General features: G+C 65.0%; 16 protein-coding genes. 8 read left to right on the top strand and 8 right to left on the bottom strand.

The genetic code is table 11. The features are described 5' to 3' along the window. Positions 1–786 precede the first annotated feature (786 nt). Positions 787–1,548 carry a FadR/GntR family transcriptional regulator gene (locus tag ACH0AE_RS06355; protein ID WP_294444273.1) on the top strand — a complete coding sequence of 254 codons (762 nt, stop codon included), beginning with the start codon at positions 787–789 and terminating at the stop codon, positions 1,546–1,548. An 8-nt stretch (positions 1,549–1,556) separates the two neighbouring features. On the opposite strand, the gene ACH0AE_RS06350 is transcribed toward ACH0AE_RS06355, so the two are convergent. The 4 genes from ACH0AE_RS06350 to ACH0AE_RS06335 form a co-directional block, all read right to left on the bottom strand. After that, positions 1,557–2,483, bottom strand: a complete 927-nt coding sequence (locus ACH0AE_RS06350; RefSeq protein WP_294444275.1) for a Gfo/Idh/MocA family protein — start codon at positions 2,481–2,483, stop codon at positions 1,557–1,559. Continuing rightward, positions 2,483–3,460: an AraD1 family protein gene (gene araD1, locus ACH0AE_RS06345; protein WP_294444277.1), complete on the bottom strand. Its 978-nt coding sequence runs from the start codon at positions 3,458–3,460 to the stop codon at positions 2,483–2,485. Before araD1 ends, ACH0AE_RS06350 begins: the two co-directional genes overlap by 1 nt. Positions 3,461–3,485: 25 nt before the next feature. Continuing rightward, positions 3,486–5,063, bottom strand: a complete 1,578-nt coding sequence (locus ACH0AE_RS06340) for an aldehyde dehydrogenase (NADP(+)) (protein ID WP_294444280.1) — start codon at positions 5,061–5,063, stop codon at positions 3,486–3,488. 79 nt (positions 5,064–5,142) lie between these two features. After that, a complete protein-coding gene (locus ACH0AE_RS06335; RefSeq protein ID WP_294444283.1) occupies positions 5,143–6,459 on the bottom strand; it encodes a sugar MFS transporter in 1,317 nt (438 codons plus the stop codon). A 95-nt stretch (positions 6,460–6,554) separates the two neighbouring features. Between ACH0AE_RS06335 and ACH0AE_RS06330 the strand changes: the two genes are divergently transcribed. The 6 genes from ACH0AE_RS06330 to ACH0AE_RS06305 all read left to right on the top strand — a co-directional run bounded on the left by ACH0AE_RS06330 (position 6,555) and on the right by ACH0AE_RS06305 (position 14,086). Then, positions 6,555–7,703, top strand: a complete 1,149-nt coding sequence (locus ACH0AE_RS06330) for an aldose epimerase family protein (RefSeq protein ID WP_294444285.1) — start codon at positions 6,555–6,557, stop codon at positions 7,701–7,703. 14 nt (positions 7,704–7,717) lie between these two features. Beyond that, positions 7,718–9,514, top strand: a complete 1,797-nt coding sequence (locus tag ACH0AE_RS06325; protein WP_294444287.1) for an IlvD/Edd family dehydratase — start codon at positions 7,718–7,720, stop codon at positions 9,512–9,514. A 79-nt stretch (positions 9,515–9,593) separates the two neighbouring features. Further along, on the top strand, positions 9,594–11,231 hold the full coding sequence (locus tag ACH0AE_RS06320) for a glycoside hydrolase family 43 protein (protein WP_294444289.1): 1,638 nt from the start codon (positions 9,594–9,596) through the stop codon (positions 11,229–11,231). A 40-nt stretch (positions 11,232–11,271) separates the two neighbouring features. After that, on the top strand, positions 11,272–12,411 hold the full coding sequence (locus tag ACH0AE_RS06315) for a fumarylacetoacetate hydrolase family protein (RefSeq protein ID WP_294444291.1): 1,140 nt from the start codon (positions 11,272–11,274) through the stop codon (positions 12,409–12,411). 17 nt (positions 12,412–12,428) lie between these two features. After that, positions 12,429–13,211 (top strand): SDR family NAD(P)-dependent oxidoreductase, encoded by a 783-nt coding sequence (locus ACH0AE_RS06310; RefSeq protein ID WP_406875544.1) that lies wholly within the window; start codon positions 12,429–12,431, stop codon positions 13,209–13,211. Beyond that, positions 13,202–14,086, top strand: a complete 885-nt coding sequence (locus ACH0AE_RS06305) for an SMP-30/gluconolactonase/LRE family protein (protein ID WP_294444295.1) — start codon at positions 13,202–13,204, stop codon at positions 14,084–14,086. The genes ACH0AE_RS06310 and ACH0AE_RS06305 overlap by 10 nt, the downstream gene beginning before the upstream one ends. A gap of 50 nt (positions 14,087–14,136) precedes the next feature. Here the strand turns inward: ACH0AE_RS06305 and ACH0AE_RS06300 are convergent, their stop codons facing one another. The 4 genes from ACH0AE_RS06300 to ACH0AE_RS06285 all read right to left on the bottom strand — a co-directional run bounded on the left by ACH0AE_RS06300 (position 14,137) and on the right by ACH0AE_RS06285 (position 18,502). After that, complete coding sequence (locus tag ACH0AE_RS06300) at positions 14,137–15,570, bottom strand: sugar porter family MFS transporter (protein WP_294444297.1); 1,434 nt, start codon at positions 15,568–15,570, stop codon at positions 14,137–14,139. Positions 15,571–15,684: 114 nt separating this feature from the next. After that, a complete protein-coding gene (locus ACH0AE_RS06295; RefSeq protein WP_294444298.1) occupies positions 15,685–16,758 on the bottom strand; it encodes a LacI family DNA-binding transcriptional regulator in 1,074 nt (357 codons plus the stop codon). 53 nt (positions 16,759–16,811) lie between these two features. Continuing rightward, positions 16,812–17,819 carry a cupin-like domain-containing protein gene (locus ACH0AE_RS06290; protein ID WP_294444299.1) on the bottom strand — a complete coding sequence of 336 codons (1,008 nt, stop codon included), beginning with the start codon at positions 17,817–17,819 and terminating at the stop codon, positions 16,812–16,814. Further along, complete coding sequence (locus tag ACH0AE_RS06285) at positions 17,816–18,502, bottom strand: SapC family protein (protein WP_294444300.1); 687 nt, start codon at positions 18,500–18,502, stop codon at positions 17,816–17,818. Before ACH0AE_RS06285 ends, ACH0AE_RS06290 begins: the two co-directional genes overlap by 4 nt. 267 nt (positions 18,503–18,769) lie before the next feature. Here ACH0AE_RS06285 and ACH0AE_RS06280 point away from each other — a divergent pair, with 267 nt between their 5' ends. After that, positions 18,770–21,727, top strand: coding sequence for a TonB-dependent receptor (locus ACH0AE_RS06280; protein WP_294444301.1), 2,958 nt, complete (start codon positions 18,770–18,772; stop codon positions 21,725–21,727). Positions 21,728–21,779 lie beyond the last annotated feature (52 nt).

The following is a 21,779-nucleotide window of genomic DNA, read 5'->3' as shown; positions in this document are numbered from 1 at the left end:
TGCGGTGACACCCATCTAGGTAAACCACCCCAACCCGTCAAACCCTTTTTGCAACTTTCTTACACACACCCCCAAAACCAACGCTTTCCCACCGGTTTTGGGATCCGCAGTAGGGCCAACCGGCTTTGTCCCCCGCCCGAATCATACGAATCGGAGCCCTGGTCGAGGCGGCGTGTGCCGCTCACGCCCCGCAGAGGCAGCTTTGTGCCGCCCGTCGAGTTTGCGCTCAGGCACCACCTCGCTATCCGTGAGGTTGCTCCGGCCACTCGCCTCCGGCGCGCCCCACGCTCGAGGCGTCTCATCCAGGCGAAGTGATGATCTCAGCTGGAGCTACATAGGGCTAATTCGAACCTGATGGTAGCGATCGCGGTGTCGACGCCGCTCGTCCGGCCCAAGCATTCAATCGAGATGCGCTTGAGCGCATCAACAGAGGGTTTGGCCGCTCGTGATGTTGAGTGGGCCGACCGACAGGCTGTTCGGCCCGGTGTCGGCCTGGGCCTTCAGACATCCGCCATTGATGTTGATCGACGTTCGCGACGTGGATCCGGCCATCGATTCCAACTTAATAGCAAACGCCTTTGCTGACGTTCCGGATATGCAGATGCCCTGCAAGGACGGTCGTCGCTAGCCGATCCTTGAGGTCAAGCGCCACGGTTACGATGGTCAGCTCGTTGACCTGCGGCACGCAATCAACCATCGCACGCGCGTAGGGCTGATCGAACCGTGGGCAGTCTGCGTTCTGAACTTGCGCGGCCCGGGGCGGTCGGCGCCTCATCAGGAGCAGTCATGAAGGATCAGAAGATCGCCGGGACCCTCGAGCAGAATAACGGCAAGGTTACCCGCCAGACGCGCGGCACCGGGCGACGGTTGCACGGCGCCATCGCACACAAGATCGGGACCGCAATCCTGACCGGCGAATACAGCCCGGGCGATACGTTATCCGGCGAAGTTGCCTTTTCCGAACAGCTCGATGTGTCGCGCAGTGCGTATCGTGAGGCGATTCAGGCGCTGGCGGCGAAGGGACTGGTCGAAAGCCGGCCAAAGGCCGGGACGCGCGTGCTGCCGCGCGAGCGCTGGAACCTCCTCGATCCGGATGTGCTTGGCTGGGCATTTGCCAGCGGGCCCGATCTGCAGTTCGTGCGGTCGCTATTCGAGTTGCGTGCGATCGTCGAACCCGCCGCCGCCGGACTGGCAGCGCAGCGGCGCGACCGCATGGAGCTGAAGCAGATCAAGGATGCACTCTCGGCGATGCGCCGCCACACGCTGGCGACCGATGAGGGCCGAGCGGCCGATCGCGACTTCCATCGCGCCATCCTGCATGCAACGCACAACGATGCGTTGATCGTGCTCAGCGCCAGCATCGGCGCGGCCGTCAACCTGACGACGCAGTTCAAGCAGCGGGCCCGTGCCCTGCCCCGCAACCCGATCCCTGACCATGTGAAGGTGTACGAAGCGATTGCGCGCGAGGATGCGGCCGGCGCGACCGAGGCAATGCGGCTGCTGATCGAGCTGGCACTCGACGACACGAAGAACATGACTGAGGACTGAGCGGGCGCTCAGTCCTCAAACGGCTCAACGATGGTCGAGCGGCACCGAAGAAAGGCGTCGGCGACGAGCTGGAACGGCGAGCGATCGACGTCGCTGCGCGCGTCGCCGATCAGCCGGGCAAAGTGCGCGTAGAGCTGCGGATACTCCTGCTCGGTGCCGACTGGGCGATCAACACCGTCGATCGCCATGCGGGCACCACCCTCGCTAAGATGCAGCACCCCTCCGCCGGTGCTGACGACGATATCCCATGTCTGGGAGCCCTGCTGCCGCCAGTCGAATGCCCCGCGGATCGGTGCGCCACCCGCCTCCTCCATATGGAGATCAGCGGCGATTGGCGCCGCGCGATTGACCGGGCGCTCCAGCGTGCCGCCCCGCAGGTGGAAATGACGCGGAAGGATCGCGGTGGCGATCGACAGCGCGTTGATGCCGGGATCGAACACGCCAAGCCCGCCGGGCTCCCAAATCCATTGCTGGCCGGGATGCCACCGTCGGACATCCTCTTTCCAGACGATTTCGACCCGCTCGATCCGCCGCTCTCTCAGCCAGTTACGCGCGGCCGGGACCGCCGGGGCGTAGCGCGAGTGCCACGCCGCAAAAATGGTGGTGCCAGCCGCTGCGGCAAGCGCGGCGAGCGTTTCGATCTCCGATAGCGTCGCCCCCGGCGGCTTTTCGAGCAGCACGTGCTTGCCGGCGCCGGTTGCCATGACTGCGGCGTCGAAGCGCGCCTGGGGCGGCTGGCACATCGCCAGTGCATCCACCGGGACGTCGGATGCGAGAAGCGCGTCTAGCGAGGCAAATACCGGCAGATCAGGGTGGCGTGCAACGGGATCGACGCCAGCCACCAACTCGAACGCAGCCGAGGCGCGGATCGCGGGGATGTGCTGGTCGTGCGCGATCTTGCCGAGCCCGACGATAGCGATGCGGATCGCCGCCATCAGATCGCGCGCACCTGTGTATTCTCGGGTGACGCGCGCCCAACGGGATTGCGGGCCGGCAACGTGAACGGCGGCGCCACGATCTCGAAGATGTCGCCTTCTTGCGTCCGCACGCCATCGCTGAATGACAGCGTGGCAGTGCCGAAGAAGTGGACATGGAGGTCACCCGGGCGGCGGAACAGGGCGTACTTGAAATGGTGATGCTCAAGATTGGAGAGACTGTGCGACATGTTCGCCTCGCCTGAGATGAATGGCTTTTCCCAGATCGTCTCGCCCGCGCGGATGATCCGGCTCGTCCCCTCGATGTGCCGGGGCAGCACGCCGAGCAGCAGCTCCGGGCCGAGCGCCGCCGGGCGCAGCTTCGAGTGGGCAAGCCAGAGGTAATTGCCGCGCTCAGTGACGTGGTCCGAAAACTCGTTGCCAAGCGCGTAGCCGAGGCGAACGGGAGTCCCGTCGTTCGCGATCAGAAAGATGCCGGCGATTTCCGGTTCCTCGCCGGCGTCAAGCGCGAAGCTGGGCGATGGCAGCGGCGCGCCCGGCGCGATGAGGGATGAGCCGTCCCCCTTGTAGAACCATTCGGGCTGCGCTCCGATCTCGCCGCACGCGGGCTTGCCGCCTTCCACCCCCATCAGGAACATACGCATCGAATCGGTCTGCTGCGCAGCGTCCACCATCGCGCGGTGCATCTTGTCGCGCCCCTCCGCAGAGCCGAGATGCGTCAGCCCTGTGCCAGTGAGCAGCAGGTGAGCTGGATCTTCATGGTCGACGGGCGCGAGCAGCGTGACCTCGGCAAGGTCGAGCGTCCCCGCCGCCAGCTCGCTCGCGAGCGTCGACAGCGTCGTCCCCTCCGCAAGCGCCCGCTTCGCCAGCGCAATGACGCTGGGCGTATCCCGAAGCACCTGGGCGGTGCCGCCTTCGAGCAGCGCGACCCCGCGTGTTCGATCCGCGGCACAGAACTGAACGAGTGATTGCGACATAACGGCCCTTTCGGCGCGAGGATCGTCAGGCGGGGGTGCGGACCCCGTCAATGCGGCGCACTACGCCGCACGGGTTATCTTCGCGCAATGCGGCGGGGAGCAGCGAATCCGGCATATCCTGAAAGCATACCGGCCGCAGGAAGCGCGCGATTGCCAGCGCGCCGACCGAGGTTGTGCGACTGTCGCTCGTCGCGGGATAAGGGCCGCCGTGGACCATGGCATGGCTTACCTCGACGCCTGTGGGCCAGCCGTTAGCGAGCACCCTCCCCGCCTTCTCCGCGAGTAGGGGGACGAGCGGCGCAACGAGCGGCTCGTCTTCCGGGTCGAACAGCAAGGTCGCAGTGAGTTGGCCTTCCAGCCGGCGAACGATGCGCGCTATCTCGTCGAGGTCGGAGGCGCGCACGATGATCGAGGAGGACCCGAACACCTCATGGCTCAGCGTCGCGTCGCTCATGAAAGCGTCACCATCGGTTGCGAACAACGCGCCACGCGCCTGGTTTATGCCTTCGCCAACTGGCCCGCGCGCGATTACGGACACGGCCGCGTGAGCCTCAAGCGACGCTACGCCTTGTTCGAAGGCGCCGTGGATGGCGGGGGTCAGCATCTGACCCGCAGGCGTGCGGCCGAGCGCGTCGACCGCCGCCTGTTCGAAGGCGTCGAGCTCGCTTCCGGCGAGCGCCACGACAAGGCCGGGATTGGTGCAGAACTGTCCCGCCCCCTGCGTCAGCGAGGCGACATAGGCGGCGCCCAAGGCGGCACCACGCGACCTTGCTGCGGCCGGGAAGAGTAGCACCGGGTTGATGCTAGACATCTCGGCATAAACCGGGATCGGCTCCGCGCGCTCGCTGGCGATACGCACCAGCGCGAGACCGCCTGCGCGCGATCCGGTGAAACCGACCGCCTTGATCCGCGGATCCGCGACGAGAGCGCCGCCGAGCGCCTTGGTGGTGCCGGGCAGGTAAGAGAACACGCCCGCTGGCAGTCCCGCTTTCGCCACGGCGGCGCGCACGGCGCGCGCCACCAGTTCGCCGGTGCCAGGGTGGGCAGGATGGCCCTTCACCACGACCGGGCATCCCGCCGCCAAGGCCGAAGCGGTGTCGCCACCGGCAACGGAGAAGGCGAGCGGGAAGTTCGATGCGCCGAACACGGCGACCGGGCCGAGCGGCATGTTTACGCGGCGCAGGTCGGATCGCGGCAGCGGCTGCCGACCGGGTAACGCGGGATCGATCGTCACATCGAGCCAGCTGCCCTCGCGCAGCACCGCAGCGAACAGCCGCAGTTGACCCACGGTGCGCCCGCGCTCCCCCTCGAGCCGCGCGCGCGGCAGCCCGCTCTCCGCCATTGCGCGGACGATCAACGCGTCGCCGAGCGCCACGATTTCCTCCGCGGCACTTTCCAGAAAGGCGGCGCGTGCGTCAGGCGTCAGATCACGCAGCGCGGGGAAAGCGTCGGCAGCGAGGGCACAGGCGACAGCAACATCGTCCGTGCCGGCCTCGGCGAAGTCCGGGCCAAGTGCTGTTCCTGTCGCGGGATCGATCGCCTGGAAGGTCGTGCTGCCCATGCGCTCTTCCGCGCCGACCAGGATTGCTCCGGAAACGTCCATGCCGCACCTTTTGTCGGACAAAGAATAAGGCGGTATGCAGTTGCGGCCGCACGGTCAAGCGGGTGCGGAAACTGGCAGGTTAGTGGCCGGCCTCATGTCTCGCAGCGATAAGCGGAACCCCGGGCTTCGCACCCCAAAGCGCGTAGAATAGGACATACAGGCTGCACAGCGCGGTCACGATAAACCCCCAATGCAGCCCGTAGAGATCCGCCAGCTTGCCTTGGATCGAAGCGAGCGCGCCGCCAGCGATGGACATGACGAGCAGACCCGATCCCTCCTCTGTCAACGGGCCCAGGCCGCGGATGGCGAGCGCGAAGATCGCGGGGAACATGATCGAGATGCCGAGGCCCACGGTGATCAGGCCGTACATCGCCGCCGGCCCGGACGCGAACACGGCCACCAGCGAACCCGCGGTGGCGATGAGCGCGAACAGCGCCAGAACCCGCTCTGCCGGGATCATTCGCATCAGCGCAGCTCCGGCGAAGCGGCCCACCATCATCCCGCCCCAGAAGAAGGTGAGATAGGTCGCGGCATGTTCCTGCGTCAGGTCAGCGACGCTCGGCTGGGAAACGAAGTTGATGAAGTAGCTGCCGACCCCGATCTCGGCGAGAACGCACAGCGCAATTCCGATACAGCCCAGAACAAGGTTTCGGTGGTTCAGCAGGGACAGACCGCTGCGTTCGTCGGGCGAGACGCGGGCGGTGGCTGAGCCAAGCGCCGGCAGTTTGGCCCGCGCGATCAGGATTGCCAGCACCGCCAGCACCAGCGCGACGATCAGGTACGGCAGCTCGGTTGCCCGCGCGTCGGCCATCCGCTGCTCGGGCGTGAGGAGCGTGCCGTGCGCCGTGGTTCCCGCCGTGGTGCGCGCCAGGATAAGGTACTTGCCGAAAAGGATCGCCAAAACGTCGCCGGTCGTGTTGAAGGCTTGCACCAGCGTGAGCCGCGATTCCGCGCTTTCGGGCGAACCGATTACCGCCACATAGGGGTTCGCCGCGACTTGCAGCAGCGCGATGCCGCACGAGACGGTGAACAGCGACCCGATCGTAACCCAGTAGGAGACGAGGGTCGCCGCCAGGATCATGCCCAGCGAGCCGACCACCATTACCGCAAGGCCGGTGGTGAGGGCGCGCTGGTAACCGATGCGCTCGATCAGCTTCGCCGCCGGGATCGAGACAAGCAAATAGCCGATGAACCATACGGACTCGATCAACCCCGTCTGAAAGTAGCTGAGATCGAACACGCTTCGCAGGTGGGGAAGTAGCGTGCCGTTGATGACGCTAATGAAGCCCCACATGAAGAACAGGCTGGCGAGCAGCGTCAGCGCCGGACGATAGCTGCCCGGCAGCACCGACGATGGATCCGTGTCGATCGGCGTCGTCATCTGGGAAATCGCCATGAACCTCTCCCCGCGTCGCAGCAGCGCTTGTCGTGCCGCGTTTTGTCTGACTATAAGCCGAAAGAAGCGGCATGCAATGTTGCCGGGAGAAGCGAATGCATACCACGTCCGTGCTGTCCCGGTTTTCGCTGGCCGCCGCCATGCTTCTGACCAGCGCAAGCGCCCTCGGCGCCTCCGCGAAGCGCGGAGTGTTCAGCACATTGCCGGACGGCACCGCCGTGGAAGCGGTGGAACTGGCGGGTGCGAACGGCGTCAGCGCCCGGATCATCACGCTCGGCGCGACCCTGCAGGCGCTCGTCGCGCCCGATCGCGCGGGGCGGCTGGCGGACGTGACGCTCGGCCATGATGACGCCCGCAGCTATGTGGAGAGGCCAAACTTCTGGGGCCAGACGATCGGTCGCTATGCCAATCGGATCGCCGGTGGCCGCTTCACGCTCGACGGCAAGACCTATCAGCTGTCGCAGAATGATCACACGAACTCCCTCCACGGCGGCGCGGACGGCTTCGACAAGCGCCTTTGGACGATCACGCGCGTCGGCGAGAAGGGCGGCGTGGCGAGCGTCACTATGCGCCTCGTCAGCCCCGCGGGCGATCAGGGGTATCCCGGCGCACTCACCACGGACGTGACCTATTCACTGGACGACAAGGGCGCCCTGACGATCGACTTCGCGGCCTCAACCGACGCACCAACCATCGTCAACCTTACCAACCATGCGTTGTTGAACATGGCGGGAGAAGGCGCGCCGGGCGGCGCGATGACGCATCGGCTTACCATCCCGGCACGCCGCTTCACCCCCGTCGACGCAAGCCTGATCCCCACGGGCGAGTTGAAGCCAGTCGCTGGCACGCCGTTCGACTTCACCTCCCCTCGCCTGGTTGATGAGGTGGTGCGCGACGGCACGGACGCGCAGGTCGTGATAGGCCGCGGGATCGACCACAATTTCGTGCTGGACGCCGGCGCCACGCGCGAGCCCAAGCTCGCCGCACGGCTTGAGGACCCCGCATCGGGCCGGGTGCTCGAGGTGCTGACCGATCAACCCGGCGTGCAGGTTTACACCGGAAACTTCCTGGTGGGGGCGCTTATCGGGAAGCGGGGGCATGTCTACCGTATGGGTGATGGTATCGCGCTGGAGCCGCAGCTCTTTCCGGATACGCCCAACCAGCCGTCATTCGGCTCGGCCCGCATCGCCCCGGGCAAACCTTACCGCCACCGCATGATCTATCGCGTGTCAGTTGCGCGCTGAGACGAGGAACCCGTATGACCGACACGTGTGCCCCAAAGCTGCGCAGCCGCGCCTGGTTCGACAATCCCGAAAACATCGACATGACCGCGCTGTATCTCGAGCGCTACCTGAACTACGGGCTGAGCCTGGCGGAGCTGCGTTCCGGCAAGCCGATCATCGGCATCGCACAGACCGGCAGCGACTTATCGCCGTGCAACCGCCACCATCTCGTGCTCGCCGAGCGCGTTAGAGAGGGGATACGCGAAGCGGGCGGGATCGCGCTCGAGTTCCCGGTCCACCCCATCCAGGAGACGGGCAAGCGACCGACCGCCGGGCTTGATCGCAACCTTGCCTATCTCGCGCTGGTTGAGCTGCTGTACGGCTATCCGCTCGACGGCGTCGTGTTGACGACTGGCTGCGACAAGACAACGCCGGCGTGCCTGATGGCGGCGGCCACGGTGAACATCCCGGCGATTGCGCTCTCGGTGGGGCCAATGCTCAACGGCTGGTTCAAGGGCGAGCGCACCGGATCGGGCACCATCGTGTGGAAGGCGCGCGAGATGCTGGCGGCTGGCGAGATCGACGACGCAGGCTTCATCAAGCTTGTCGCCTCCTCAGCACCGTCGACGGGCTATTGCAACACGATGGGCACGGCAACGACGATGAACAGCCTTGCCGAAGCGCTGGGCATGATGCTGCCCGGCTCTGCCGCCATCCCGGCGCCGTACCGGGACCGACAGGAGGTGGCGTATGAGACAGGCAAGCGGATCGTGGCGATGGTGGCCGAGGACCTGAAGCCGACCGACATCCTGACGCGCGATGCGTTTCTGAACGCGATCGTCGTCAACTCGGCAATCGGCGGCTCCACCAACGCGCCGATCCACCTCGCCGCGCTCGCCCGCCATGTCGGTGCAGAGCTAGATATTACTGACTGGCAAACCTTCGGGCACAAGGTGCCGTTGCTGGTCAACCTGCAGCCGGCCGGCGAGTATCTGGGCGAGGATTACTACCGCGCCGGCGGGGTTCCGGCGGTCGTCGCGCAGCTGATGCGACAAGGGTTGATCCGCGAGGAGGCGCTCACCGTAAACGGGCGCACGATCGGCGACAATTGCCGCGACACGGCGATTGAGGACGAATCGGTGATCCGTCCGTTCGAACAACCGCTGGTGGAGGACGCCGGCTTCCTCGTGCTGAAGGGTAATCTGTTTGACGCAGCGGTGATGAAGACCAGCGTGATCGGCCCCGAGTTCCGAGAGCGGTATCTGTCGGATCCCAACGACCCGGATGCGTTCGAGGGGCCTGCAATCGTGTTCGACGGTCCGGAAGACTACCACCGCCGGATCGACGACCCGTTGCTCGATATCACGCCAGAAACGCTCATGTTCATGCGCGGTGCTGGCCCAGTCGGTTATCCTGGCGCGGCCGAAGTCGTGAACATGCGGCCACCCGCCTATCTGATCCGCGAAGGCGTCCACGCGCTGCCGTGCATCGGCGATGGGCGGCAGTCGGGAACGTCCGCCTCCCCCTCGATCCTGAACGCCAGTCCGGAGGCTGCGGCCGGCGGCGCGCTGGCGCTGCTCCGGACGGGCGACCGCGTTCGCGTTGACTTGGCACGGGGCGAGGTCAACGTGCTGGTCGACGACGCCGAACTCGCCGAGCGCCGCCGGCAGCTAGAGGAAGCTGGCGGCTACGCTTATCCGGCTTCGCAAACGCCATGGCAGGAAATGCAGCGAGCGGTCGTCGGCCAGCTCAGCAGCGGCGCAATCCTTGAGGGTGCAGAGCGCTACCAGCGGCTCGCGCAGACCGCCGGCATTCCACGCGACAACCATTGACGCAGGTGTACCGCCGAGCCCAAGGCTGGCGACGAAAGGGGAGAGATGCTTGGGCCGGATGCTCGCCTGCGCTGCTACTATGTTATCGCTCCCACTTGCAGGTGAGGCGATCGGCCAAGTCGCACGGTTCGAGCGCTTCAGCTATCGCGGCTGGGCGCGCGAGCCGGTGAGGGTTGGTCCGAAGGCGTACCGCAACCCGATCCTGGCTGGTTATTATCCCGATCCCTCAGTGCTGCGCGTCGCCACGCGCTACTACCTCGTCAACTCGAGCTTCGCGCACTATCCAGGTCTTCCAGTGTTCACCTCGTCGGACCTGGTCCACTGGACGCAGATCGGCAATGCGATCGATCGCCCCGGCCAAGTCGATCTCGCCGGCCGGGCGGTATCCGAGGGCCTGTTTGCGCCCGATATTTCTTATCACGCGGGCACCTTCTTCATCGCCAACACCTGTGTCGAATGCGGGGGCAACTTCGTCATGACGGCGCGCGATCCGGCAGGCCCCTGGTCGGATCCTATTTGGTTGCCCTTCGAGGGCATCGATCCGTCGATCTATTGGGAAGGCGACCGAGCCTATATCGTCAACAACCGCGCTCCCGATGAGCCAGCCCGCTACGACGGGCACCGGGCGATCTGGTTGCAGGAGTTGGACTGGCGCTCGGGAAAGATGGTCGGACCGGCGACACAGATCGTCAACGGCGGCGTCAACCTGGCGGAGCGTCCGGTATGGATCGAAGGACCGCACCTGCTCCGCCGGGATGGCTGGTACTATCTGATCGCGGCCGAAGGCGGCACAAGTGACAACCACTCACAGGTGGTATTCCGGTCGAGGACCTTGCGCGGGCCGTATGAACCGTTCGCGGGCAATCCGATCCTCACGCAGCGGGACCTGGCAAGCGATCGCACCAATCCCGTCACGTCCGCGGGCCACGCCAAGTTCGTGCAGACGCCGGCCGGCGACTGGTGGGCGACCTTTCTCGCCACCCGTCCCTATGCGGGCGACCGTTACGCGACGGGCCGGGAGACCTTTCTGCTGCCGGTCACCTGGAAGGATGGCTGGCCCACCATCCTGCCGCACGGGACGCCAATTCCGCTCGTGCTGCCGCGGCCAGCGCTAGCTATGGCGAGCGATGCGACCGCCCAGCCTGCGGGTGATCTCTCCTATGTCGACGAGTTCGGTGGCGAACAGCTGGACTCCGCGTGGATCGGTGTGCGGATCCCACCCATGCCATTCCACCGCCTGACGGGCGGCGCACTCGAGCTGCGCTCGGGGGCCCGGCTCGGCGACCGTGGCGGCACACCAGCATTTCTTGGGCGGCGCCTGCAGCACCAGCGTGCGACAATTGCGACCACCCTCACCTTTCAGCCGACGCGGGATGGGGCGCGCGCTGGGCTGGCAGCGGTACAGAGCGACACCTCCAACCTGTTCTTCGGCATCATCAGTCAGGGCGGCGCGCGGGCCGTCGCCCTGTACACGCGCAATCGCGCCGAAACCGAAACGCTGGTCGCGCGGGCACCGGTGGAGGATGACGGAGCAGTGACGCTTACGGTGGAGTTCGCGAGCGGAACGCTCCGCTTCTCCTATCGCATCGGCGTGGGGCCGAACAGGACGTTCAAGCAGGAGGTCGACGGGACCCTACTGACCACCGCTCGCGCGGGCGGCTTCGTCGGCACCGTGATCGGCCCGTACACCTATACGCCTTCGGCAGTTCGCCAGTGACGGCCCGCCTGCCTCCCCCAATAACCGATGGAGCCTGTCGATGATCCGCTTCGAACCCGATCTTGAACTTGGCGAAGGCTGGCGTGCGGGACGATGGCTGGGCCGCGTTGATCTCGGCGACGGGCCGACGCCGATCCTGGTTGTTAACGGCATCACGTACGATATGAGCAATGTCGCGCCGACCACGGCTGATCTGGTCGCCGAAGATAAGCTGAGCGCCGCGCTGGGCCGGGCAATCGGCGACTTTGCGGAACTCGGTCTCGGCCCGGATGAGCACCCTCGCCTGCTCGCCCCGGTCGATTTGCAGTGCATCAAGGCGGCCGGCGTCACCTTTGCCGTGTCCGCGCTGGAGCGAGTCATCGAGGAGCGCGCGCGCGGCGATGCCGGCGGCGCGGCGGCAGTGCGGCAGCGGCTGGAAGAGCGGATCGGTGGCGGACTAGCGGCGGTAGTCCCGGGGACGCCCGAAGCGGCAGCGCTCAAAGCGGCATTGATCGGCGAAGGTCTCTGGTCACAATACCTGGAGGTCGCGATCGGGCCGGACGCCGAGATCTTCACCAAGGCGCCGCTGCTGTCCGCGGTCGGCTGGGGCGCACCGGTCGGCATTCGCTCGGATTCAACCTGGAACAATCCCGAACCCGAAGTGGTGCTGCTCGTCCGACCGTCGGGCAAGGTGGTCGGTGCGACCCTCGGCAACGACGTTAACCTGCGCGATTTCGAGGGCCGGTCAGCGTTGCTGCTGAGCAAGGCAAAAGACAATAATGCCTCGTGCGCGATCGGTCCGATGGTGCGTCTGTTCGACGACACTTTCACAATGGATCACGTCCGCGAGGCGCAGGTCACGCTGCGCATCGACGGACCCGACGGATACCTGCTCGAAGGCGCAAGCAACATGCGCGAAATCAGCCGCGATCCGCAGGAACTGGTGCGCCAGGCGATGAGCGAGCACCATTTCCCTGACGGGTTCGCGCTGTTCCTCGGCACGTTGTTCGCCCCCACCAAGGACCGCGATACTCCTGGTAGCGGCTTCACGCACAAGGTCGGCGACCAGGTGACGATCGCATGTCCCGGCCTCGGCCGGCTGGTCAACACCGTCACTACCTCACGCGACGCACCCCCGTGGCAGTTCGGTGTCAGTGCGCTGATGCGTAACCTTGCCGCCCGTGGCCTCCTCGCCGCCTGACGATGCCGGAGATTTCCTTGGCCGACCTGCCCGATCCTGCGCGCTGCGCCATCTATCCTTCACTCCGCGATAAGCGCGTGCTGATCACCGGTGGTGCGTCAGGGATCGGAGCAGCGCTTGTGGAAGCCTTTGTCGCGCAGGGTGCGCGTGTGGCGTTCGTCGATTTGCTGCCGGAACATGGGATGGCGCTGGCCGAGCGGCTCGCCGAAACGACTGTTCATCCGCCACAGTTTTGCGAGCTCGACCTCACCAAACTCGACGACGTTGCCAAAGCCGTCCCAGCACTGATCGGCGCGCTCGGGGGGCTCGACATCCTTGTCAACAATGCCGCCAATGACGATCGCCATCGGCCTGAGGAGGTGACGCCTGCGTATTGGGACGATCGCATGGCGATCAACCTGCGCCACCTGTTCTTCGTCACGCAGGCCGCGGTGCCCGCGCTGCGGCTGGCGGGCGCCGGCTCAGTGATCAATTTCGGGTCGATCAGCTGGCACCTCGGTTTGCCCGACCTGACCCTCTACCAGACGGCCAAGGCAGCGATAGAGGGTCTGACGCGAAGCCTCGCTCGCGACCTGGGCCGTGAGAACATCCGGGTAAACGCGATCATCCCGGGCAACGTCCAAACGCCGCGCCAGCAGAAATGGTACACTCCCGAAGGCGAAGCGCAGATCGTCGCGGCGCAATGCCTGGACGGGCGCGTCCAGCCGTTCGACATAGCCGCGATGGCGCTTTTCCTCGCTTCCGACGACGCGCGGATGTGCACCGGCCACAATTACTGGGTAGATGCGGGATGGCGATAGAACCGCAGCACTATCTGAGGGTCGGCGCCACGTTGGGCGAGGGCCCCCTATGGTACGACGACGCGCTGTGGTTCGTCGACATCAAGGAACAGGCGATCTACCGACACCGGCCAGGAGCTGCGCTGGAGCAATGGTCTGCCCCGGACCAGGTCGGTTGGGTGCAACCTGCCGCCGACGGAACGATGATCGCCGGGCTGAAATCCGGTCTTCACACCTTCGATCCCGGCACTGGTGGCTTCACGCCGCTGGCGGCGGTCGAAGCGGAGCGGCCGGGTAACCGCCTGAACGACTCAACGGTCGATCCGCTTGGGCGCCTGTGGTTCGGCTCGATGGACGATGCCGAAGCTGCGCCAAGCGGCGCGATCTATCGCGCCGACGGGCGCGGCATCGTGCGGGCGATCGACGGCATCTGCATCACTAATGGCCCTGCGCTGTCGCCTGACGCGCGCACGCTCTACCATTGCGACACGCTTAGTGGGACCATCTGGCGGTGTGACACCGAAGAGGACGGTACGATCACGAATACCCAGGCCTTCGTGTCCCTCGACGTTCGAACGCAGGGGTTCCCGGACGGACCGATCGTGGATGCAGACGGTTTCCTCTGGGTCGGCTTCTTCGGCGGTTGGTGCGTCCGCCGCTACGCCGCCGATGGGCGGCAGGTGGACGAAGTGCGCTTTCCCGTTGCCAACGTCACCAAGATTGTCATCGGCGGCAACGATGGGCGCACCGCTTTCGTCACTACGGCCCGCAAGGGCTTGGACGCCGCTGAACGGGCGCGACAGCCGATGGCGGGGGACGTATTCACCTTCGCCGCCGGTGTCGGAGGCCAGCCCGCTACGCGCGTGAGTGCGCTGAACCCCAAACTGATTGGATGATCACCGCAGCGCGGAGCGGCTGCGAGGCCGCCGCTCCGCGCTGCAGAGCATCAGCCGTGCATCGCCTCGAGTTCGCGCCCGCGCGTCTCCGTCACCATCCGGCGGACGAAGAAGAACGACACCGCCGCAAAGAAGGCATAGCCGTAGTAGGTTACCGACAGCCCCGGTGAGACAGCAAGTGCGGGAAAGCTGACCGAGACGGCGGCGTTGGCGATCCATTGCGCGAAACCCGACACGGCGAGGCCGGAGCCACGGATCTGGTTCGGGAACATTTCACCCAGCATCACCCACATCACCGGGCCCCAGCTGATGTTGAACATGATGACGAAGAGATTGGCCGCGACCAACGCGACGATCCCGAACGAGCCAGGCAGGCTGACGGCCCCGTCGGCGCCGGTGATGGCGGTGGAGAACGCAAAAGCGACCACCGCCAGCGTCACCGCCATGCCAGCCGAGCCGATCAGCAGCAGCGGTTTGCGCCCGATCCGGTCGACGGTGGCGATGGTGAACAGGCACGCAGCGATCGAGAGCACGCCCGAGAGGATGTTCGTCTGAAGCGCATTCTCTTCCGAAAAGCCGACCGCCTCCCACAGTGTGGCGCCATAATAGAAGACCACGTTGATGCCGACGAGCTGCTGGAAGACTGCGAGGCCGATGCCCGCCCAGAGGATCGGCCGGATCCGGCCGGTGCTCTTGTCGACAAGGTCTGAAAGCTTGGGGCGGTGATGGTCACCAGCGAGACTGCCGCGGATCTCGGCCACCTTGCGTTCCGCCTCCGCAGTGCCGACCAGCCGCGTGAGCACTGCGGCCGCTTCTGCGTCACGCCCGCGGGCGACGAGGTAGCGCGGGCTCTCCGGGATAGAAGTTAACGCTAACAAGTAGATCAGCGCGGGGATCGACTGGAGCCAGAACATCCAGCGCCATGCAGGATAGCCGAGCCAGAACTCGGCGGTCGAGCCACCAGCATATCGGGCCAGCACGTAGTTCGCGACGAATGCGCCGGTAAGCCCGGTGATGATCATCACCTGCTGCAGGGTAGAAAGGCGTCCGCGGAGATGCGCCGGCGCAACTTCGGAGATGTAGACGGGCGAGATCACGCTTGCCGCGCCGACGCCCAGGCCGCCGATTATGCGCGCGATGATGAACACCACCGAGCCGCCTGCCGCACCGGCGAGCAGCGCCGAAACGAGAAATAGTATCGCGGCGAGCATCATCACGCCGCGCCGACCAATCCGGTCCGCCAGCCGCCCTGCACCAAAGGCGCCCACGGCGGAGCCGACCAGGATGGCGCCGACGTTGATCCCGACCCCGAGCCGGCCAAGATCGAACGCGGCCTCCAAGCCCTTCTGCGTGCCGTTGATGACGCCGGAATCGTAGCCGAACATGAAGCCGCCGATGGTGGCAACGGCTACAATCATGGCGATTAGACCATGGTTTATCGAACTGGAGTCGCCGGCGATTTCCGCCCGCAAAGTGTCGGTCATCGTAATCCTCCCTTACGATGCCCGGCTTGTGCGAAGTGACGGCCGCCGGGTTTCTCGCTGACAACGATGGTAACGCTATCATTCACGGATGGCGCGTCAAGCGCGCTTGCTGGATTAGAGCTTCTTGGGCCGGACGCGCGGCGCAGCGTCGGATTGGCGCCGGATCAGCTCGAAGTCTAACAGGCGGTGCAGACTCGCTGCCGCTGGCTTCTGCGGCCGTAGCACCGACACCAGCATCTCGATCCCGACGCGCGCCATGTCGGCGATTGGCTGACGGATCGTGGTGAGTTCCGGCCAGATCACCGTCGCCAACGGCGTGTCGTCGAACCCGCACACGGTGAGGTCGGCGGGTACGTCGATGCCACGGCGATGCGCGACCGCGATCGTGGCGGCGGCCATGTCGTCGTTCGATGCAAAGATGGCGGTCGGGGGCTCGGGCAAATCGAGCAGTCGCTCCGCCGCATCGAGCCCCGAGCGATAGGTGAACCGCCCGTCGACAACCAGCGAATCGTCCAGAGCGATTCCAGCCTGGGCGAGCGCGGCACAATGCCCATCCAGCCGTCGGCCGCTCGCCGCCAGCGCAGGATCGCCGGCGATAAACCCGATCCGCCTATGTCCGAGCGACATTAGATGCTGCGTCATGCGCAACGCCGCTTCTCGATCGTCGATGCCAACAGCGAGCGGCGCACCCGAGCAGGCAGTGGCTACGGCGACCGCGGGCACGCCGCTGCGCTTCAGGAGTTCGAGCATCGCGCCGCTTTCGCAGAGCGGCGGCGGCAGAAGCATGCCGTCGATACCGCCGGCGATCAGATGCCGCGCCACCTCAAGCTCGTCATGGCCGGGCTCACAACGCTCGACGATGATCTGGACGTCGGCGCGTGAAGCCTGTTCGAGGCTGCCGAGCAGAACCTCGCCGAGGAAGCCCGCGCTGGGATTGCTGTAGAGCATTCCGATGCGCGTGGGCGCCGACCCCGCGAGGCTGCGCGCCGCGGGATTGGGCGCGTAGTTCAGCGCGGCGATCGCAGCCATCACTGCCTCGCGGGTCGTGTCGCGCACGTTACTCTCGCCGTTGATGACACGCGATACCGTCATGGACGAAACGCCGGCGCGCTTTGCCACGTCGCTGATCGTCGGTGCGCCATGACGTGCACGTCGCTTCGAACGGACATTCGGCTCGGATAAGCTCATCGACGCGGCTTGCCTTTGTTCGGTGACCAGGCGACGCCGGTAATCGTCATCACTCATCCTCCTCGCAGCGCCCGCATCACGATGCTCCGGATGCGCCCGTAGTTGCCGCCCGCCAGCGGACCGAGGATCCCATGCCGCTCGGGCGGCAAGAATGCCAGTGGATGACCCTCTGGCCGAAAGACATAATGATCGAACCACGCCCGCCACGCCGCGCGTTCGCCCTCGGGTCGCTCGGCAATGGCGATCATCGCCAGAAGCATCGTCATATAGGGCTGATCCATTCCGGCGGCGAAGTCGTCCCACCAGAAGTTCACCAGTACATTCAGATCGCCCAACGCTTCTACCTGATGCCACCAGAGCTTGGGGATGTAGATCCCGTCACCAGGGGCTAGCTCGGCCACCAGGGCGCGTTCCCGAGCACGTTCGAACCGCGGGTAGCGTGGATCGCCCCCAGGCGATCCTGCGGCGAAACTTACGGGTTGACCCGACAGCGTATGGTCGATCGGACCAACATAGAGATCGCCAACGGAGTCCGGTGGATAGAGCGTGAAGCGTCGACGTCCCGCGGCCACGACGGCGACATTGTCCTTGGTGTCATAGTGGCAGGCGATCGTCGACGCGTGGCCGATCCACAACCGCGGCCTGACGTTCTCCGGCAGGAACGGCAGCGGCGTCGCCCGTTCGATCCCGGGCAGGTACCGCTCTGATGGCAACGAGCCCATGTACATGCTCGGTTGGCCCGGCTCGTCGGCCGTGGCGACTATTCGCTCAACCGCATCACTGACCGGCAACGTCTCGCGATCGAAGTTGAATCCGGTCAGTTCGTCGTCGTAGAAATATCGAGCGCCGATCCCCGGCTTGCCGATGAACATCTCCGCGGGATTTCCTGCGTCGTGACGCCGAATGTGATCGATCACGCAGTCGGTCCCGCCCGCGAGCAGCGGCCACCCGCTCGCCACGCCGCGCATGAGAACGGGACGGCACGCCTCCATCACCTCCTGCCGGAAGGTGCCCGCGTTCGCGAGTGTGGCCGGATCTACGTGGTTGATCGGAGTGCTCATCGCGGGACGTTCACCAGGCTGTCGTTGCGACGCCGTGCCAGCGTCCGCAGGTGACGGACCGAGGCGGACTGCGCATATGCGAGTTGAAGGTCTCCGCAGCGAAACATCGTCAGCACCGATGCGTCAGGAAGGGCGTGCAGACGATCCAGGCTGACGGTGTAGAGCCCGTCGAGCCTGAGCGTCTCGCCGTTGTCGAAGCTCAGGGAAATGTCGATCGGCTCCAACAGCTTGTAGTCCAGAAAGCGCTGGATCAGCGCGTCGGTCGGCTCTAGCCCTTGGTGTAAGTTGCCTATCGCCGACTGCACCCGGCGCAGCGCGTCGGTTGGCTCGCCATCGCGCTCGAACAGCGGCTGCCCGGCCGGGTCGGAAAACACCGCGTGCTCGCGGTCAATCACCAGATGATCACCATCGACGAAGAAACCCTGCCGCTCGAGATCGGCAGGGCGGTAGTCGGGCAGTTGTCCATCCACCGCGTGCAGGTTCTGCCCAGGCTCAACGCCCATCAACACCCCTGCGTAGAATGCTCCTGTATCGGGCCGCTTGGTGAAGAGAATAGGATAATAGGGCGCGGCGAGCAGGAACTCGGTCGCCACAATTTGCGCAAAATGCCGGCCCTCGTCCCGACGGCGCGTCAGACGGAGCTCCGCGTGGGTTCCCGAATTAAGCAACTCTAGCGAAGGCATTCGGGTGCTCTCCTTTGGGACACAATACTTGGCAGTCTTCGCCGCCATTCTCCATTCATCACTCAGACAAATGGTTGCATCGTCGAATGGGTGGTGTAATGTGAGCGGTAACGTAAGGGCTGGGCCTTCATCAGGTCAATGCCAGTGCGGCAATGCGTGATCGTAAATCTCCCGCACGAAAAGGGAGGGACGATCCAACGGAGGGGATTGGATACGATGGTTGATTGCCACCGCATTGGTGCTTTCGCGTCGCGGGGCCGACGCGCGATGAAGCTGGCTTATGCGCCCGGGCTTATTGCCCTCGCCTGGACGACACCGGTCGTAGCGCAGCAGAGCCAAGGCAACCTGCAGAGCAGCACCACAAGCCAGCCCGCGGCTCAGCAGCCCGCGGTGCCAGTGCCCGCCAACACAACCACCGCAGCTCAGGCAGGCCTGCCGCAGGATCCGGCGACCGCGCCGGACGGCGCGCCGGGCAATCAGATCAGCGACGGCGGCGGCGCCGATATCGTTGTAACGGGCTTGCGCGAGTCGCTGCAGCGCAACCTTGACGTCAAGCGCGAGGCCATCGGTGTCGTCGACGTCATCTCCGCCGAGGACATCGGCAAATTTCCAGATTCCAACGTTGCTGCGTCGCTCCAGCGCCTGCCCGGCGTCTCGATCCAGCGCTCGGGCTCCCGGGGCGAGCCGACCGGCATCACCGTCCGCGGCTTCGGTGGCGACTTCAACACAACGCTCTATGACGGTCGCCGTATTTCGACCGCGACCGGCGGTCGCCAGATCGACTTCAGCACCGTCGGCGTCGACTTCATCGGTCAGTTGAGCGTCCTCAAGACCCCCGACATGTCGCTGGCGGCGAGCTCGATCGGTGCAACGGTCAATATCCAGTTCCCTAACCCGTTTGATCATCCGGGCTTCCGCCTGGCGGCGACCGCATCGGGGTCGCTTCAGGATCGGGCGGATCGGGTGGTGCCCACTGCCGGCCTGCTGATCAGCAGCACGAACGACGCCGAGACATTCGGCGTCCTCGCCAGCGCGATCTATACCCGCCGAGACACCGATACCAACCGCGTCTATGTCTCGGGATGGCCCGGCGGCCGCTATGCGCCTTGCCAGACCACCGCAAGCTGCACGACCGAACAGCTTGCCGACAAGAGCCTGGTCGGCTGGTTCCCGCAACAATATGGCGCCGAGCAACAGCGGGTCGAGGACGAGCGCTTCGACGGCCGCGTCTCTTTCCAGTTCCATCCCAACGATGATCTCATGATCACGCTGGACAACAACTTCTCGCGCCAGAAGGTGACCCAGAACAATTATGCGTTCGGCGTATGGTTCAATCAGTCAGACCTGCGCAACGTCACGGTCGACGAAAACGGGACCTTCGTGGACTTCACGCAGGCCGGCAGCCCGACTGACTTTACCTCCGCGCTGAACAAGGAAATCCTGCAGACGAACCAGACGGGCCTCAACGTCAAGTACGACGCATCCGAGAACCTGACCTTCGAGGCGGACGGCGCCTACGCCAAAAGCTGGCGCAACCCGGGCGACGTCATCGGCAGCCTGAACGCCGATATCGGCTATGGTGGCCTGCTGGGCTCCAATTCGCGCTTCACCGTCCCCGGCAAAAGCAGCGACAGCTTCCCCTCGCTCAGCAATTACGGTCCGGCCGGAGACAGCACGCGCTGGGCGGACACGTCGCTCATCGGCTCGCACGTCACCGTCAACCAGACGCAGCGCAACACGGATGAACTGTGGCAGTTCCGCGGCGTCGCCACCTGGAAGCAGGAAGACCTGTCAGTCAGGCTCGGTGGGCAATATTATCAGGACAAGTTCAATTTCCGGAACGAAAGCACCTTCGTCAACAACTTCTGGCAGGCCTATGCAGGCTATGGTGCACCTTCGGGTCGTGCCACCGGCATCGCGCCGCTGCCGAGCAGCCTCTACCGGGGCTCGATCAGCCTCAACGATTTCATTCCCGGCTTCAAAGGCAGCCTGCCGCCGTCGGTATTCCTGTTCAGCCCGGTCGACTATCAGAATTATCTGAGTGGCCTCGGCAATCCGCAGGCCCAGAACATCCCCGGGTTCAATTACCCGGAGGTCAGCGGCTTCACCGGGCGGTTCACCCAAGCGCTGGACGCCGGCAGCGTCCGCGACATCACCGAGAAGACGTGGGCGCTGTTCCTCACCACCAGCTTCCAGACCGAAATCGCGGGGATGCCATTTTTCTTCTCGGCGGGGATCCGCAACGAGAACACGCACATCACCGCAAACGGCAACGGGACGGTGCCGATCAGCATCCTGACGAGCGTGGCAGACCCGACACTGCTGACAGTCGTCCTGTCGCAACCACAAGCGCTGACCTCGAAGTCAAACTACAACTATCTGCTGCCGAGCATCGACCTGAGGCTCGAGATCACACCGGAGTTGCTAGTTCGCTTCGATGCGTCGCGCACTCTGACGCGCCCGACTCTTAACCTCCTGTATCCGCAGCTTAATGTCGGCACTGGCCAGCGCGTCAATGCGCTGACGGCGGCCGGCGGAAATCCGGCGCTGCTACCGTACCTGGCAGACAATTTCGACGTCGCGGCCGAATGGTACTACCAGCGGAACTCCTACCTTTCGGTCAATGCCTTCCTGAAAAACGTCAGCAACTTCATCGTCGGCGGCGTGACCCGCCAGACGATCAACGGCGTGATCGATCCGACTACCAACGCGCCAGCAAGCTTCGCGGTGTCGCAGCAGGTCAACGGGCCAGACGCGACGGTGCGCGGTATTGAGGTGGCCTGGCAGCATGTCTTCGGCGATAGCGGCTTCGGTTTCCAGGCGAATGCTACACTGGTCGATACCAACAAGCCCTATGACGATCAGGACATTTCGCAGAGTGGCTTCGCCGTCACCGGCCTAGCGAACTCCGCCAACTTCGTCGGCTTTTACGACAAGAACGGGTTCCAGATCCGCGCCGCGCTCAATTGGCGCGACAAATATCTGCTCCAGTTCGGCCAGAACCAGAATACAGGGTCATTTGGCGCTGAGCCCACCTTCATCAATGAGAGCTTCCAGATCGACCTTTCGAGTAGCTACGATATAAACAGGAACTTCAGCGTTTTCGGCGAGGTGCTGAACTTGAACAACAACCGGCAGAGCTCACACGGCAGGTTCGAGAACCAGCTTCTGGATGTGTTCGACTACGGCCGGCGCTACACCTTGGGAGTGCGTTACCGCTTCTGAGTCTCCCCTCCTGGCGGGTTGGCATGTCCTGGCCCGCCAGTTTTTTCGTCCG

Origin of the sequence: Sphingomonas sp. 179-A 2A2 NHS, assembly GCF_045371305.1 — a bacterium.
Taxonomy (GTDB): domain Bacteria; phylum Pseudomonadota; class Alphaproteobacteria; order Sphingomonadales; family Sphingomonadaceae; genus Sphingomonas.
Note: the sequence above shows the minus strand (reverse complement) of the source record. Positions and strands in the feature narration are given on the sequence as shown.